The sequence below is a fragment of the Acidobacteriota bacterium genome, from assembly GCA_039030395.1.
Lineage (GTDB): Bacteria > Acidobacteriota > Thermoanaerobaculia > Multivoradales > JBCCEF01 > JBCCEF01.
This window is the reverse complement of sequence record JBCCEF010000002.1, coordinates 188913-204765: the sequence shown is the minus strand read 5'-3', so window position 1 is coordinate 204765 and position 15853 is coordinate 188913. Positions and strand designations below refer to the sequence as shown.

The 15853-nt window shown below is 67.5% G+C and carries 12 protein-coding genes; 4 read left to right on the top strand and 8 right to left on the bottom strand.

Annotation, left to right across the window (positions count from 1 at the left end):
• Positions 1 to 177: 177 nt before the first annotated feature.
• Together AAF481_03205 and AAF481_03200 are read right to left on the bottom strand one after the other, a co-directional pair.
• A complete protein-coding gene (locus AAF481_03205; GenBank protein MEM7480160.1) occupies positions 178 to 1359 on the bottom strand; it encodes a threonine synthase in 1182 nt (393 codons plus the stop codon).
• Entirely contained in the window at positions 1352 to 1873 is a 522-nt protein-coding gene (locus tag AAF481_03200; protein ID MEM7480159.1) for a hypothetical protein, read from the bottom strand. Before AAF481_03200 ends, AAF481_03205 begins: the two co-directional genes overlap by 8 nt.
• Between AAF481_03200 and AAF481_03195 the strand changes: the two genes are divergently transcribed.
• Complete coding sequence (locus tag AAF481_03195) at positions 1862 to 3478, top strand: glycosyltransferase family 87 protein (GenBank protein MEM7480158.1); 1617 nt, start codon at positions 1862 to 1864, stop codon at positions 3476 to 3478. The two genes, AAF481_03200 and AAF481_03195, sit on opposite strands and share 12 nt — an antisense overlap.
• A 160-nt stretch (positions 3479 to 3638) precedes the next feature.
• Complete coding sequence (locus AAF481_03190) at positions 3639 to 5144, top strand: hypothetical protein (GenBank protein ID MEM7480157.1); 1506 nt, start codon at positions 3639 to 3641, stop codon at positions 5142 to 5144.
• Between the two features lie 36 nt (positions 5145 to 5180).
• Here AAF481_03190 and AAF481_03185 read toward each other — a convergent pair whose 3' ends face one another.
• The 6 genes from AAF481_03185 to AAF481_03160 all read right to left on the bottom strand — a co-directional run bounded on the left by AAF481_03185 (position 5181) and on the right by AAF481_03160 (position 13191).
• Positions 5181 to 6416: an ABC transporter permease gene (locus tag AAF481_03185; GenBank protein ID MEM7480156.1), complete on the bottom strand. Its 1236-nt coding sequence runs from the start codon at positions 6414 to 6416 to the stop codon at positions 5181 to 5183.
• 24 nt (positions 6417 to 6440) lie between these two features.
• Positions 6441 to 7709: an HlyD family efflux transporter periplasmic adaptor subunit gene (locus tag AAF481_03180; protein MEM7480155.1), complete on the bottom strand. Its 1269-nt coding sequence runs from the start codon at positions 7707 to 7709 to the stop codon at positions 6441 to 6443.
• A gap of 11 nt (positions 7710 to 7720) precedes the next feature.
• Positions 7721 to 8914, bottom strand: a complete 1194-nt coding sequence (locus tag AAF481_03175) for an HlyD family efflux transporter periplasmic adaptor subunit (GenBank protein MEM7480154.1) — start codon at positions 8912 to 8914, stop codon at positions 7721 to 7723.
• Between the two features lie 27 nt (positions 8915 to 8941).
• Positions 8942 to 10147 carry an efflux RND transporter periplasmic adaptor subunit gene (locus AAF481_03170; GenBank protein MEM7480153.1) on the bottom strand — a complete coding sequence of 402 codons (1206 nt, stop codon included), beginning with the start codon at positions 10145 to 10147 and terminating at the stop codon, positions 8942 to 8944.
• Positions 10148 to 10204: 57 nt separating this feature from the next.
• Positions 10205 to 12124 carry a sulfatase gene (locus tag AAF481_03165; protein MEM7480152.1) on the bottom strand — a complete coding sequence of 640 codons (1920 nt, stop codon included), beginning with the start codon at positions 12122 to 12124 and terminating at the stop codon, positions 10205 to 10207.
• 125 nt (positions 12125 to 12249) lie between these two features.
• A complete protein-coding gene (locus tag AAF481_03160) occupies positions 12250 to 13191 on the bottom strand; it encodes an NAD-dependent epimerase/dehydratase family protein (GenBank protein ID MEM7480151.1) in 942 nt (313 codons plus the stop codon).
• 98 nt (positions 13192 to 13289) lie between these two features.
• Here AAF481_03160 and AAF481_03155 point away from each other — a divergent pair, with 98 nt between their 5' ends.
• Together AAF481_03155 and AAF481_03150 are read left to right on the top strand one after the other, a co-directional pair.
• Positions 13290 to 14630 carry a glycosyltransferase gene (locus AAF481_03155; GenBank protein ID MEM7480150.1) on the top strand — a complete coding sequence of 447 codons (1341 nt, stop codon included), beginning with the start codon at positions 13290 to 13292 and terminating at the stop codon, positions 14628 to 14630.
• 264 nt (positions 14631 to 14894) lie between these two features.
• Complete coding sequence (locus AAF481_03150; protein MEM7480149.1) at positions 14895 to 15839, top strand: glycosyltransferase; 945 nt, start codon at positions 14895 to 14897, stop codon at positions 15837 to 15839.
• Positions 15840 to 15853 lie beyond the last annotated feature (14 nt).

Below are 15853 nucleotides of genomic sequence, written 5' to 3'. Positions count from 1 at the left end.
AAATCACCACTGCTTGGGCCTAGACCTGAGCCCAAGGGGCGAATCGGCAGCGAAGCCGCCGAGGACGGAGCGAGGCCGAAAAGCCCTATTTTTTCGGCTGAGGGGCGGACCGCGGGCGGGCGCCAAGCCCGCTCAGAACAACGAATGACCTAGGTGCTGAAAGAATCGGCGAAGCCGTTACTCAGCACTTAGGTAGTTGTCGGGGTGGCCGGTCTGAAATACGACCACCCGGTGATCCCCTTGGATCTCGCCGACAGCCGCGAGGTCCTCCACCGCCGCCAGGCAGGCGGCGCCCTCCGGCCCCAACCGCACACCGTGCCGGCGGGCCGATTCGGCGGTCACCGCCGGCAGGCGATCCTCCTCGATGGCGACGGCGCGGCCGTCGGTGGCGTAGAGGGCCTCGAGGATCAGAAAATCGCCGATCGCCTTCGGCACCCGCAGGCCCCAGGCGCGGGTCTCCGGGTTCTCCCAAGCCGTGGCTTCGGTCTTGCGCTGCCTGAAAGCCCGCACGATTGGGGCACAGCCGGCCATCTGCACCACCGCGAAACGTGGCCTCTCGGAGCCGATCAAACCCAGCGCCTCCAATTCGTCGAAGGCTTTCGCCATGCCGACGATTCCCGTACCGCCGCCGGTGGGATAGACGATCCAGTCCGGCAGCCGCCAGCCGAACTGCTCCGCCAGTTCGAGGCCTATGGTCTTCTTGCCCTCGGCGCGGTAGGGCTCCTTCAAGGTGGAGAGATTCCAGTAGCCACGGTCGTCCCCCGACAGCCGGCCGGCGGCATCCACCAGCGTGCCCGGCGAGGTGAGCACCTCGGCGCCATGATCGCGGCAGCGCCGCATGATGTTCGAGGGAGTGTCCTCGGGCATGGCGACCCGCGCCGGCAGGCCGGCTGCGGCAGCGTAGGCACAAAGGGCGAGGGCCGCATTACCGGCGCTCGGCAGCTCCACCCCCGGCGCCCCCAGCTCCCGCGCCCGGTTGACGGCGAGGGACAGGCCCCGGGCCTTGAAGGAGCCGGTGGGATTGCCCGCCTCTTCTTTCAGCCACAGGCGGCAGCGGACCGGAGCCTTCCTGAGCCGCAGCAGCGGCGTTCCGCCTTCGCCGAGATCCAGGCGGCCGGCGAAGTCCGCCAGCGGCAGCAGTTCCCGGTAACGCCACAGGGTCCAGGGCCGGCCCGGCAGGCGCTCGCGCAGCGCCTGGCCGCGGGTCGGGTCGAGGAGATAGTTCACCAACCACGGCGCGCCCCGGGGTGACAGAAAGGCCGGCTCGTCGAGGGGTGCCGTCTCGCCGCTCCTCGAGCAGGAGAGATGGGTCGCCCAGCATTCGCCTTCGCCGCCGTCGGACACCGGCCCGTCAGACATCGGTGGCGTCCTCCGCCGCCCGGGCGCTCGCCAGGGCACGGGCATAGCGACGGACGAGGGCAAGATTCTCCTCCACCGCCCGGTCCTCCGGGCTGAGCCCTTCGAGCTGTACTTCGTCGATCTCGGCAACGCTGTAGTCCGGGCCGCTTCGGCCGTCGTCGCCGGTACCCCACAGCACCTCCTGGCGCATTTCCCGCTCCACCGCCAGCAGTTCCGTCTCCTCCAGCCGCTCCGTCACCCAGCGGTGTTCCTCGAGGTCGAACCCGAGCTCCTCGACGGCGCACTCCTCCGGATCCTCGATCGCCGACAGGTCCTTCCAGGCACCGTCCTTCCAGGCACCGATGGACTCTCGAATTCCATGTTTCTTGGGGACCTTCAGATGCGGCGCGAGGTCGTCCACCAGTTCCCGCCGCAGCACCGCGGCGCGGCGCAAAACGGTCAAGTAGCGCTCGATCTGCGCCGCCTCCAGGCGCCCATCCGCCGGCGGGACGAAGGGCGCACGTTGCGCACGCACGGCCGGCGCCGATTCCGCTACCGGGGCATCCCGAGCACAACCCCAAGCACCGAACTGAATCAAGGTGAAGAGGAGAAGAAAGCGACCCATGGTGAGGACCACAAGATACCATCCCTTGAACCTCTGCTTGCAAACGTCGGGCGGGAGGATCCGAGAGACACCGAGTCCAGAGGATTTCTGCCTCAGGGCCGGCAAATTCAAGGTCAAGAAAGAGGCCACCGAGGGAAAACCCGAAAGATGAGTGATCAACTTGAACCAGATGTCGGAGAGCGTCCCACGACGCCTACTTCCGTACTCTCGTCAGCCGAATCACCCGAGGCCTCTACGAGGGTCGACTCGCCGGCCAACCTCAGTCGGCGGCGCAAGAAAATCGCGCTGGTCCTCTTCCTGTTCTTCGAGGGCTACTTGCTTTTTCACTACGGCTACAGGCAGCAGCGCCTCCTCCATGCCGATCTCCCCTCGTTCTATTTTTCCGCTCAGATGGCCTTCGTGGAAGGACGATCGCCCTACGACTTCGCCACCATGGCGCAGCAGGGTACCATCATCAAGCAGCCCATTTTTCCCTACCTCTATCCGCCCTCTAGCCTGGTTCCGCTCTTCCCCTTTTCTCTCGTATCCTACGACACCGCAAAATGGCTGATGGTGATCGGAAACCACCTGCTTCTGGTACTCCTCGCCTACCTTCTCGCTTTTCGAATCGGCCGGTTTTCCGACTCCACCTTGGGTTTCTTCGTCTGCGCTCTGCTCCTAATCAGCTTTCCCTCGACCCAGACCCTTGTGCACAGCCAGGTGAATTTCATGGTCATCGTACTAATCTGCCTGGCATGGCTCGGCCTTCGAAGCCGGGACGGCTGGTGGCCCGGAATCTCTATCGCTTTGGCCGTCCTGCTGAAACAGTCGCCCGTCATCCTGCTTGCGCTCCTCGTGCTTGAGAGGCGGTGGAAGGCCCTCTCGGCCTCACTTCTGGTGCTCTTCGGTTCCGCTACCGTCAGTAGATTCTTGGCCCCCCCCGGCACTTGGAAGGAGTGGTTTGAGGTCATCCGCCCATCCCTTGCCTACGGCAAAGTGCCGGAGTTCTTGTTCTCGCCGGCCTGTCCATACAACCAGAGCTTCAACGGTCTGGTGTCCAGGTTTTTTCTCGCCCCCAACTGCACCCCGACGGACCTCTCAGTTCCCCTCGCCGGCCAAGCGAGCACCTACCTGCTGGCGGTGGGCATGATCGGAATCTCGATGGTCGCAACCTACAGACTCCGACGTCAGACGGAAGCCAGCCGAATCAATTTCGGGTTCGCCTTGCTCATGCCAACGATGTTCTTGGTTTCGCCGCTGGCGTGGGAGCATCACTTGATTTTCGTCTTCCCCAGTCTGTTTTGGCTCTGTTCCCTGGTCGTTGACCAGAAGCAGATTCCTTCCCTTCTGTGGATTCCGCTAGGCATTTCTCTGCTCGTGATCAGCCTCCCCTTGCCAATCGACCATCCGTTCCTTCGACAAGGCGGCTGGATTCAGCTCATCTCCCTGCGAACCTACGGAGTCTTGGTCCTATGGATCATCCTCGTCTATGTCGCGATGAGAGCATCACTCCGAGCCCATAAAGATCCGAGTTGACCGGCGACGGCTCGAGCGCCGTCACCCGAGGCAAGGCTAGGTCCACGAATTCTCTTGCAGGTTCGCGAGCGCTCTCCCCATGCCGGATTGCAATTCTTCAAATGTATGATTATTATGACATATGAATTTATATATAATTCTGACAACGGAGGTTAAGACCATGAACAGAGTCTCCAGTCTCGTCCTTGTCTGTTCGCTGGCTCTTGCCGGCGCGGCACAATCACAAACCTGCGAAGCGCCGGCGGGCACTCCGCCAGGGAACCGTACCGACATTCCGTGGGAGAACCACTTCATCCCATTGACCCGGCTGGGTAACCACTGGATGCCCAACTTCGGCAACGGCGACTCCCTGACCAATCCGTTCTGGCTCGATCAGGGAACAGCTTTTCCGTTCGGTTCCGAGGGGTTTCGCGAGACCTACTACATCGCTCGTGACGCGACAACTCCAAACACAGCACCGTTCTACCGGGTGTACAGCCCGACGCAGGTTGACCACATGGACGCTCCGGAACCGAATCCAGCTCCAAGCCTTGGCTATGCCCTCGAGTTCACTCATGGATATGCGTTCTCAACCAACCTTCCGGGGACAGCACCGATCACGCGATACATCAACCAATCCATCTTCGACCATCGAACCTGGATGAACTCGTCAACGCCTGCCGGCTACTCGCCAGGCGCCTCGTGGAAGTCCTGGCGGGGCTATCCCCGCTACGGGAATCTCCTAGACCAGTGCTCTGTAATCAACGACGGTAACGCGCTTGGCAACGTCACCCAGAACAGCACCTTTCGAGTCAGGCACAACCCGATCTGGGGAAACGCGATCGGCGAGATCACTCACCTGCCGACAGGCAAACAACTCGTCTCCCACTCCATCGGCGACATGGTGAACGCGGCCATCTTCTACGGAGTTCCCGGCGGCGGCAAGCTACTGAATCCTACGCTTTCCGGTGGCACAGACTGCTGGGACTACGGAAACACGCGTAGGTGGGCCGGCAGCCCGGTGATCTCCACCTCTTCCGGAGGAACAACCCAGAAGTGGTTCGAAACCACCACCCGGCCACTGAACTTTTGCCACAACGACTTTCAGAGAAACGATCCCTGGAGCCCATTGGCCTGGCGCGGCCTGTTCAGGGTGAAAACCACCATCGGCTGCAAGCTGGGAACGACTCATCGAGAGGACGTTATTCAGAAGCGCTTTGAAGCACAGAAGGACTCCAGCGCGCCGTTCACCGAGAACCCCCTAAATCTAGGAAACGGAGGTTGGTTCCTTCTCAGCCCGTTCGGAGACTGCGAAGACGAAAACATCAAAGTCGAGGTCATTGACATGGACTCCGGCACCATTGACTCGACTCACTTCCCCGGTTGCGATGAAGAAGTCGCCCTGCCTGGGGCAAACGGGAAAGGCTTCCGCGTGACAAGCGCCGACGGCAGCTTCGCGCTCGGGCTTGGCAATCTCCCGCAGGTGGCGACCACCAAACTGAAATTCCGCTGCGGCTTCGACTGTGCGCCCTTCCGGCAGAAGCTGGTATGGGAAGTCTTCAGATTCCACAACGTCAACAGCATTTCTTGGGCGGGAGGCGACGTCTACTTCACGGCAGGGTCGCCATCCACCGTCCTGACTCGCCTGACGCAGATCGGTGACGACAACGGATCGTGTCTGAATTGAGATGAAAGGTCGAGTCCGGTGCGTACCGAACTCGACTTACTCGTAGCGCAGGGCGTCCACCGGATCGAGGCGCGCCGCGCGCACCGCCGGGTAGTAGCCGGAGGCCAGTCCCACCGCCATGGCGACGCCGGTGGACAAGATCACCGAACCGAGGGTGACCACCGTTTCCCAGTCCGCCCACAGGGCCACCCCGCGGGCGATGCCGAGCCCCAGCAGCACTCCGGCGCCGCCGCCCAGGAGGCTGATCGCGAAGGCCTCGGTCAGGAACTGGAACTGGATATCCCGGCGGCGAGCGCCGACGGCGCGCCGCACACCAATCTCGCGGGTGCGCTCCAACACCGTCGCCAGCATGATGTTCATGATGCCGATGCCGCCGACCAGCAGCGAGATGCCGGCGATCGCGCCCATCACCACGTTGAACAGGCGCTGGGCGCGCCGGTTCTGCTCCAGCAGGGCTTCGGGAATGACCAGCCGGTAGTCCTCGGCGCCGGCGTGCAGGCGCTCCAGCAGGCCGGCGATGGATTCCCCCGTTCGCCTGGCCGAGGCGCCCTTTTCCAGGCGCACGACGATCTCCGTCAAAGGAGCGTCGAGGGGGCTCTTTTCGAGCTTGCGCAGCGCCGTCGACACCGGCAGGTAGATCTCCCGCGCCGGATCGCCGAGCTGGACGCCCTGGAAGGAGTCGGCGTTGGAGCCGCCCTCGGCCAGCACGCCGATCACCTCGAACCACTGGTCGTCGACCTTGAGGTCGTCACCGATGGCCGGGCCGAAGCCGAACAGCTCGCGGCGCACCACCGCGCCGATGACGCACACCTGAGCGTGGTCGCGCTCGTCGTGGGCGTCGAAGAAGCGCCCCTCGGCCAGGCGGAGGCCGGCGAGCTGGGCGTGGCGATGGGACACGCCGAAGACCGGGGCCCCGCTCCGGCCGTCGGCGGAAAACACCCGATAGGGCTCGATCAGGACCCGCGGCGAGGCTTCCGCGACACCTTCGACGGCTTCTTCCAGGGCCAGGGCGTCGCGCGGCGACAGGCCGGGGGTGCGGCGGCGAATCTCCTCCAACTCCTCGCCATCCGGCGACGCATCGCGCACCAGGATGTTGTCGAGGCCGAGGCTCTGGATCATCCCCAGGGCCTGCTGCTCCGCCCCGGCGCCGATCGAGAGCATGGCGATCACCGCGCCGACGCCGAAGATCATGCCGAGCATGGTCAAGCCGGAGCGGAGCTTGTGGCCGGCCAGGTTTTCGAGGGCGCTGGCGAAACTTTCGCGAAAGTTCATGGCGCCGCGACTCATGGGGCGCCCCTACTCATTCGGCAGCACTCCGCTGCCGCCACCGTCGGTCCGCTCCAATGCCCTAGGCTCCGCGGCCGTCGGGTCGCGCAGGGCGACCACGTCCCCTTCCGCCACCGGTGCTGGGTCCGTTCCGCGCACCACCGCCTTGCCGAGAAACGTCGACAGCACTTCCACCTCCACCGGCTCGAAGGCGCCGGCGGCGCGGCGGTAGATCAGCGGCCCGTCATCGCCCTCGAAGATCGCCTGCCGGGGCACCGTCAGGGCGGCGCTCCGCTCTTCCGCCAGCAGTTTGGCGGCCACCCGCTGGCCGGGCTTCATGGTCTTGGGGTCGGTGCTCTCCAAGGCGAGGACGACGGAAAAGTACTGCACCGGCGAGCCGCGCCGCCGTGGCCGGGCCACCTTGTCCACCCGGCTGATGGTGGCCCGGTGACTGCGGTCCGGGTGGGCTTCGACCACCACCTCCGCCGACTTCCCGGCTTCGAGGCCGCCGGCATCGGCCTCCAGCACCCAGACTTCCGCCTCCATCTCCGTCAGGTCCGGCAGTTGGGCCAGCGTCTGGCCGGCCCAGGTGGTGTCCCCCACCCGCGGCGGGTTGCCGCGGCGGTCCGACTTGAGCACGAGGATGCCGTCGTCCGGGGCAGTCAATTCCAGCGCCTCCAGGCTCTCCTCGGCGGCGCCGATCTTCCGCTCTGCCTGGCGGCGGCGGATGCCGAGGAGTTCCAGTTCCGTGCGCGAGAGACGCTGGCGGTCGCTCTTCGACGCCTCGGCGTGGCGGCGGCGATGGTCCGCGAGTTCGCCGTCGATCTCCGACTCGATGATCTCGCTGCGCGAAAAGATGGTCTCGTCCTTTTTCTGGAAGCGCTCCGCGGCGTCGAGTTCCAGGCGGGCGAGTTCCGCGTCGCGATCGAGATTCGCCAGGTCGGCGCGGCTCGTTGCCCTCTCCGACGAGGTTTCGAGACCGGTGCGCACGCGGTCGTCCCGCGCCTGGGTCAGGCGCTCCTCGAAACCCGAAGGATCGAGCCGCACCACCACATCCCCGGCTGCGACGGCGCTGCCGTCTTCCACGATCCAGGCGATGCGCACCGGACCGTTGACCGCCGACGGCACCACCAGGTCGTTGGCCCGCACCGAGCGCAGGTAACCCTCCGCCGGCACCTTGCGCACGAATTCGGTGAGCTCCACCCGGGCGGTGGGAACCTCCGCAGCGGAGCGATCGCTCCAGGCCAGGGCCATCACTGCCAGCAGACCGGCTGCGGCGAGCAAAAGCAGAGCAGTCATGGCGAGGCGCCTCACGGCGACCCTCCGAGGGCCAGCCGATCGCCGGCCTCGAGCCCGGCCAGGATCTCGACTTCCTCGCCGTTGCGCCGGCCGAGGGTGGGCTGCACCTCCTCGACGCCCCACAGGCCCTTGCGCCAGGCGACAGCGCCCTCGGCGGTGCCGATCACCGCCTCCTCCGGCGCCAGCAGCACCCCTTCGGCGCGCTCCAGCTCGATGGCGCCCCGGAAGCGCATGCCCGGCCGCATGCGCGCCGGATCCGTCTCGCTCAGCTCGATCTCCAGGCCGACGACCTTGAGGGGATTGCCGCGCGACTTCTGGCGCACGGACTCGGCGATCCTCACCAGGCGCCCGCGGTACAGGCGGTCCGGATGGGCGTCGAGGCGCAGGTTCACCGCCTGGCCCACCGCCAGCCGGCCGGCCTCCGCCTCGTCCACCTCGCCGTCGGCCATCATCCGGCTGAGGTCCGGGATCTCGCCGATCTTCTCGCGCCGCCACACGCTATCGCCGGCGCGCTTTTTCTCGCCGCGAACGTTGGCGCGATGGAGAAAAGTGCCGTCCCGCGGCGCCCGCACGGTCATGCTCTCGATCTGGCCGCGCACCTCCGCCACCCGGGCGGCGGCGCGATCTCGCCGCTCGCGCCAGGAGGCGATCTGGGCGCCCTGCTGGCGCTTCATCAAGTCGAGGCGCTCGGCGAAGTGCGCCACCTCTTTCTCCGCCAGGTCGAGGTCGATGCGCGCCGTCTCCAGCTCGTCGGCACCGACCAGATCGGCCGGCACGTCGACTTTGAGCTGCGCCCGCCGCAACCGGCCGGCGGCCTCCGCCTGAGACAGCTCCGTGGTGCGACGCTCCGAGGCCAGGTTGGTGCGGAGCTTCTCCAGCTCCTTGTCCGCCGCTTCGCGCACGGCCATCTTTTCCTGCAGTTCCCGCTGTAGCTCCGAGGTGTCGAACCGGATCACCGGCGTGCCCGCCTGGACGCTCTGGCCCTCCGGCAGCAGCGAGGCGATCTTGAAGCTCGAAAGACCCTGGAGAGAAGGCGGTCCCACCAGGTCGGACCGCGCCGCCCGCAGCGTGCCCTCCACCTCGATGCCCACCACCAGGTCCCCGCGCTCGACCACCGCCCAGACCCGGTCGTCGCCGCTCACCAGGAAGGAACCGACGAGCCACAGCAGACCCACCGCGGCGACGATCCAGGCGAGCTGCTTCACCGGCAGTCCCCGCGGAAGAATCGGTGGCTAGCCACCTTCGACTCCGCCGGTAGGGATTGCGGCGAGGCGGTCGCCTTCGGCCAGACCGTTCTCGATCACGCAGCGGTTCGCATCGCACGGGCCCACCACCACCTCGCTCCAGCCACCGCCATCGCGCCGGGCGCGTACCGGCCGAGCCGTCAGATCGAGGGCGCCGCGCGGCGCCAGCAACACATCCGGGACCGGCTCCGGCAGCACCTCCACCTTGACGGACATGCCCGGCCGCATGCGGTCTTCGTCGGTCTCTGCGAGATCGATCTCCACCTTGAAGAAGCGCCGCAGGCTGTAGGAACTGGGCTCCTTGGCGACCGGCGCGATCTGCGCCACCCGCCCCGGGTAGATGCGCTCCGGGTAGGCGTCGAGGGTGCAGCGCACGGCCATCCCCGGCACCACCCGCCCGTCGTCCACGTCGGCCAGCCGGGCGTCGACCCGCATGGTCGACAGGTCTGGAATGCGCACCAGCTTCATTCCCACCCACACGGAATCGCCGATCTGGAGCTTGCGCCCCTCCCAGGGGTGATCCTCCACCACCATGATGCCTTCCGTCGGCGCGACGAGCACCAGGCTGTCGACGGAGGTCTCGGCGAGGGCGATCTCGCGCTGGGATCGGACCACCGAAAGGCGCTGGATCTCTAACCGGTTGGCGGACCGCTGGCGCGCCGCGGCCAGGTCCTCCTCGGCCTTTTCAAGGGCCAGTTCCGCCCGCCTCAGGGCGAGCTGACGCTCCTCGTACTCGACTCGCGGCAACAGCGAAGCCGGCGTTTCGGCGGCGATGCGGGCCTTCTCCAGATCGGCCCGGCGCTGCACCGTGGTCTGCGAAGCGTCGGCGACGGAGAGCTCCCCTTCGGCGCGGATGCGCTCCAGCTCTTCGCGCTGTTCCGCCAGGGTGAGGCGTTTTTCTTCGAGATCCGTCAGAAACGGGGTGTTGTCCAACTCCACCACCCGCTCGCCGGCGCCCACCGCCGTGCCGTCGTCCGCCATCCAGCGGATCTGGACTTCCCAGGTGGGGGTGCGCGGCACCACCAGTTCATGTGCCTCCTGGGCGCGCAGGGTACCGGTCAAAAGCACCCGCGGCCGAAGGTCACCGCGCACCACGCGCACCGGATCCGGATCCGATACCTCGACGGCATCGGCCCCGGCGCAGGCACTCAGCAGCAGGAGGCCTAGGAGAGGGCACCTCCGGAGAAGTCTCATTCTCTGAATTCTACGATTGATGGGCCGTCGACGTTGCCCCCGCGGGCGATCGAAGGGTCACTGTAGGTAGCCGAGGGCGCGCAGTTCCTCCACTGCCTCGTCGTCGAGCACCAGCGTGCCGGCGGCCGTCCGCCGGGCGGTGGGCAGGACACTGCCCGCCGCCAAAGGGGGCTCTTCGATGGGCCGCACCCCGCCCTCCCCCACTTTCAGTCGCAGCGCCTCTTGCCCAAGCCAAAGGCGCCGGTCGCCGCCGCCGGAGGCGATATCGAACACCGCGCAGGAAGGCCAGCGGGGGTCGAGGGCGAGGGATACCCGGCCTTCCTCGGGCGCCAGCCACCGCCAGCCGTTCCAGGCGCCGCGCAGGCGCAGGGCGGAATCGCGCCGCGCCGCCACCTGCGGACTGTTCGCCGGCAGGCAGGTCCAGTAGCCGCCCGGCGACAGCCAGGCCAGGGCGCGGGCTAGGGTGCCTCCTCCGGGATCCGCCGGCGCCGGCGGGCGTTCGCCCTGCAGGGCCGGGTCCTTCCGCCGGTCGTAGACCCGCGCGCTGTCTCGCACCCGATCGACGATCCAGGTGGTCTCGCCGACGTCCAAGCGGTAGCGGCTCTCATCGAGGTGCTCCTGGGAATTGAGGCCGTGGACGAACACCGGCCGCTGCGGCCGGTCCGGCGACTCCGCCAGGGCGCGCAGCGAGCGGCCGGGCAGTTCGTCGTCCGGCAGACCAGCGAAGTCGAGCAGTGTCGGCAGGATGTCGAGGGTGGTGACCGGGGTCTGCACCCGCCGGCCCCCGCCGGGACCTTCGGTGCCGCCGGGCGGCCGCACCACCATCGGCACCAGCAGGTGCTCGTCGAACACCTTGCCGAGGGCATGCTCGAAGTCACCGTGTTCGTTCATCGCCTCGCCGTGATCGGAGGTGAGGATCACCGCGGTGTTGGCGAACAGTCCCTGCGCCTCGAGGTCGGCGAGAAAACGGCCGAGGTAGTGGTCGAGGCGGCGGATACCGCCGTCGTACAGGCCGACCACCCGCTCGCGGTGCTCCGCCGCCGGCACTCCAGGGCGGAAGACTTCGGCCTCGTTCTGGAAGGGACCCTCGTAGTCCGGATCCAGGAAGGGATCGGCGAAGCCCTCGCGATTGATGTAGGGCTGGTGGGCCTCGTAGCTGTGGACGAAGAGGAAGAAAGGCCGGTAGCGATTGTCCCGCACCCAGGCGGCGGCGCGCTCGAAGACCGCCTGCGCGTCCTTCGGCTCCCAGGCGTTGCCGGGGGTCACGTCGTAGCGATCGAAACCGTCGTCGAAGCCCCAGCGGGGCCTCAAGAAACCACCGTCGGTGATCGCCGCCGTGCGGTAGCCGATGGTCCCCCGCCGCAGCCGCTCCGCCGCCGTCTCCACCTTCGGCAGCAGGCGATGGTCCAGCTTCTTGAGGCCGTGCTGGTCCGGCAGCAGGCCGGTGAACATGGTGCCGTGGCTGGGGAGCGTCCAGGTGGAGCTGGACAGGGCGCGATCGAACACCCAGGCGTCCGCCGCGAAGGCGTCGAGGGCGGGACTGGTGGGGCGCTCGTAGCCGTAGAGGGACAGGTGGTCGGCCCGCACCGTGTCGAGGGAGACGAGGATCAGATTGGGAGGCAGCGCAGCGGGCTCCGGCCGCGAGCGCACCAGGGCCAGCTCGCTCCACACCAGCGGGGCCTGCCCTTCGCCGCGCAGGTCCAGAGTGGCCGAACGGCCTTCCCGCACCGCCGCGTCGTCGAGGGGCAGGCGCCAAGGGATCCAGCCTTCGGCCGCGGTCACCGAACGGCGGCCCAGCTCCAGCGCGCCCTCTCCGGTAGCCACCTCGACGATGGCATCGACGGCCGCCGATGGATCCGCGGTGGAGACCTCCGGATCCACCGCCAGGGAGAGTTCCAGATGGTCACCGGGCCGGGGATCGATCTCACCCCGCCAGGGCGAGGCCACCGAACGGCGAAAGCTGTCGGCGATCTCCACCCGGCGGACTTCGTCTCCGCTCGCCGGCAGCAGCAGGCGATGGGGCGGTTCCTCCGGCGCCGTACAGGCCGCCGACAGGAGACACAGCAGAACAAAGAAGCGAATCGGCGAACCCCCGATGGGACTCAGCTCGCCCGCTCGGCGAACCAGGCGGCGGTTCGCTCCAGGCCCTCGGCGAGGGAGATCGGCGCGACGAGGCCCAGCTCGCGGCGCGCCAGGCTGCCGTCGATCGAAGAGCGGCGCTGCTCGCCGGGACGGGGAGGACCGTTCTCGGCCTCGAGATCACTGCCGGCGGCGCGGCGTAGCTGGTCGTACAGCTCGACCACCGAAGTCTCCACTCCGGAGCCGACGTTGTAGATCGAGAAGCCTTTGCGGCCGAGGGCGGCGAGATTGGCCCGAACAACGTCCGAAACGTGAATGTAGTCGCGGGTCTGGCCGCCGTCGCCGTTGATCGTCGGCGCCTCACCGGCGAGCAGACGGTTCAGAAAAATCGCCACCACCCCCGCTTCGCCATGGGGGTTCTGGCGCTCGCCGTAGACGTTGGCATAGCGCAGGCAGCAGGCATCAAGGCCGTGCTCCTGCTGGTAGAAAAAGAGGTACCGCTCCATCGCCAGCTTGCTGACCCCGTAAGGTGAAACGGGCCTCGTCGGGTGCTCCTCGGGCGCCGGGTAGACCTCCTGCTCGCCGTACATCGCGCCACCGGTCGAAGCGAAGATCACCTGGCGGAGCGCCGCCTTGCGGCCGGCCTCCAGCAGGTTGAGGCTGCCCACCACGTTGACGTCGGCATCGAACACCGGATCCTTCACCGAGCGCCCGACGTCCATCTGCGCCGCGTGGTGAACCAACACCTCGATTCCAAGGTCGGCCACCGCCTGGGAAGCCTGGGGCGACCGGATGTCGTACTCCACGAAGGTGGCGTCGTCCGGCACATTCTCCTTCTTGCCACCGGAAAGGTCGTCGATCACCGTGACCGCATGGCCACGGCTCAGAAAGGCATCGGCGAGATGGGATCCGATGAAACCGGCACCGCCGGTCACACCGATATGAAACGTCTTGGAGTCCGTCATGGCAGAGAGTCGCTCACCTATCGTGGTCGGTTCCGGGAAGGAATTCGGGGGCGTTGCGAGTCCCCGGCGGAGGCGACAGGTTACCATCCGCAGTGGCCATGAGCGCTCCCTTCTTCCGTCCCTACTTTCGCCGTCCCGACCGGCCCGGCGACCGCCTGTTGCGCCTCGCCGGACTCGTCGAACGGGCGCTCCGGGCGGTGGCCCGCCGACTCCTCGCCGGCCGCGCGCCGCTGCGGCGGGAAGACCGGGACCGTCTACGTCCGGTGGCGCGCCAGCGGCGGCAGCCAGAAGACCCGCGAGCGCTGGCGCCCAATGCCAGGCCTCTCCTCTACTTGCCCGCCCTACCCTGGCACGAGCGATACCAGCGTCCGCAACAGCTCGCCGCCGGCCTCGCCCGCCAGGGGCGACCGGTGATCTACCTCGAAACCTTCGACCGGCAGCGGCTACAGCCGCGCTGGCAGCATCGCGTGCTCGCGCCCGGACTCGAACGGGTTTCGCGCCGGCTCACCGGTCGCCCGGACCCCTTCCGACAGGCCTTACCGCCGTCGGAAATCGAGGCGGTCGCCGAAGAGATGCGACGTTCCCTGCGCGAGCCACCCGCGGCGGTGGTGGCACAGCTCCCCTTCTGGCTTCCCCTCGCCGTCGCCCTGCGCTATGCCTGGGGCGTGCCGTTGGTCTACGACCGGATCGATCTCCACACGGAGTTTCCCGGCGTACCGCCGGAGGTCGGCCGGCGGGAGGAGGAATTGTTGACCGCCGCCGATCTGGTGACCGCCACTTCGCCGGACCTGCTGGAGCGTTCGCGGCCTTTCGCCCGGCGCGTCGAAGCCCTGCCCAACGGGGTGGACCGCTCGTTTCTCGACTTCCCCCAAGAGCCGACGCCGGCGGTGGACTCCGAGGGCGAATGGCCGGTCGCCGGCATGGTCGGCGCCCTCGACCAGCGGATCGATACGGCAGCCCTCGCCCGGCTGCTCGACTCGGGGCGCTGGCGGATTCGCCTCGCCGGCCGGCTGGAGCATCCAGCGATGGAAGCCCTCGCAAGATCCGATTCGGCCGGCGGCGGCGAGCGCCTGGAGCTGCTCGGTGAGATCCCCTTCGATCGGGTAGCGCCGTTCCTCGGCTCCCTCCAGGTGGGCCTGGTCCCCTATCGCGACCTCGCCATTACCCGCGCCATCGACTCCGTGAAGGTCTACGAGATGCTGGCCCTCGGACTTCCGGTGGTGGTGCGGCGCCTGCCCGGAACGGAACACTGGGCCGAGGTCCCGGGGGTGCACCTTTACGATGACGGGGACGATCTGGCGGGCCTCCTCGACGCGGCGCTAGCGCGGGATTCCAACGCCCTTCGCCGCCAGCGCCGGGAGGCGGTGGTGGGAGCCTCCTGGGAGGCCCGCGCACGGCGCCTCGGCGAGCTGATCGACGAGCTTCGGGGCACGGCCTAGCGCGACTTTTGAGCCCGACCCTGTGCTACGCTCCCGCGACCAGCAAGCTGGAAACCTGCGAAGCCCTTCACCGCCATGAAGTCCGATCCCCCAAGCCTGCATTTCACACCCGCGACCGTAGCGAGAGGCCGTAGGTCGCAGCAGATGCAAGGCATCCGCGGGGTCGGTGAAAAAGGCGTGCTCGTAGTACGTCGAGGAGCAGGCTCTCCGGATAGCGCGGCAGATTCAGCGGCATACGGCCTCGCAGAAGGTGGCGGGTGAGAAATGCAGGCTAGCGTCGTCGTCTGCACGCACAACCGGTCCCGCCTGCTAGCGGAGGCCTGCCAAGCGGTGCTCGGGGTCGACTACCCGGCGGACCGCTGGGAGCTGGTGATCATCGACAACCGCTCCACCGATGACACCCTCACCGTCGCCCAGGGGATTGCCGCCGAATATCCCGGTCGGGTGAGGGTGGTCGAGGAGCCGGCCATTGGCCTATCGGCGGCGCGCAACCGCGGCATCCGCGAGGCGAAGGGCGAGATCGTCGCCTTTCTGGACGACGACGCCTTTCCGGAGCCCGCCTGGCTGGGCGCCCTGGTCGAAGCCCTGCAACGCGACCGGGCACTTGCCGCCGGCGGCCCGGTGGAGCCACGCTTCGAGGGCGACCTACCGGACTGGTTCGCCGAGCGCTACCTGCCGTACTTGACCGTGTGGGATCGCGGCGACGAAATCCACCCGCTGGAGTACAACGAGTACCCGCGCGGCGCCAATATCGCCTTCCGCCGGGAAACCTTCGACCGCTTCGGCGGCTTTAGCACGGACCTGGGCCGCAAGGGGAAATCGCTCCGTTCCTGCGAGGAGATCGAACTCTGCCTGCGCATCGAGCGCAGCGGCGGCAAGATCCTCTACGTTCCCGAAGCCGGCGTCGAGCACTTGGTTTCCACCGAACGGATCACGCCCCACTGGCTGATCGCCCGCTTTGCCGCTCAGGGCCGTTCTGAAGCGATCATCGACTGGCAGCATGGCGGTTTCCGAGGGTTGCGCAAAGGCCTTGGCCAAGCCCTGCGCAATGCCCTCGGCGGTTTTGTGCACCGCAAGCGCGACGGACGGCTCCTCGGGCGCTGTCACCGCGGGGCGCTGTGGGGCTACCTCGACGGCATGCTGCGCGCCGTCTTCACGGTACGCCGCTATCGCCCGCTAGAGCCGGCCGCCGACTGGCCGATGGCCTGAGCGCCGACCGGCCC

Bases quoted from the DNA above. Each gene is read 5' to 3' on its own strand.
- AAF481_03190 (MEM7480157.1), top strand. From the start codon at position 3,639: ATGAACAGAGTCTCCAGTCTCGTCCTTGTCTGTTCGCTGGCTCTTGCC.
- AAF481_03150 (MEM7480149.1), top strand. From the start codon at position 14,895: ATGCAGGCTAGCGTCGTCGTCTGCACGCACAACCGGTCCCGCCTGCTA.
- AAF481_03155 (MEM7480150.1), top strand. From the start codon at position 13,290: ATGAGCGCTCCCTTCTTCCGTCCCTACTTTCGCCGTCCCGACCGGCCC.
- AAF481_03180 (MEM7480155.1), bottom strand. From the start codon at position 7,709: ATGACTGCTCTGCTTTTGCTCGCCGCAGCCGGTCTGCTGGCAGTGATG.
- AAF481_03160 (MEM7480151.1), bottom strand. From the start codon at position 13,191: ATGACGGACTCCAAGACGTTTCATATCGGTGTGACCGGCGGTGCCGGT.
- AAF481_03185 (MEM7480156.1), bottom strand. From the start codon at position 6,416: ATGAACTTTCGCGAAAGTTTCGCCAGCGCCCTCGAAAACCTGGCCGGC.
- AAF481_03205 (MEM7480160.1), bottom strand. From the start codon at position 1,359: ATGTCTGACGGGCCGGTGTCCGACGGCGGCGAAGGCGAATGCTGGGCG.
- AAF481_03170 (MEM7480153.1), bottom strand. From the start codon at position 10,147: ATGAGACTTCTCCGGAGGTGCCCTCTCCTAGGCCTCCTGCTGCTGAGT.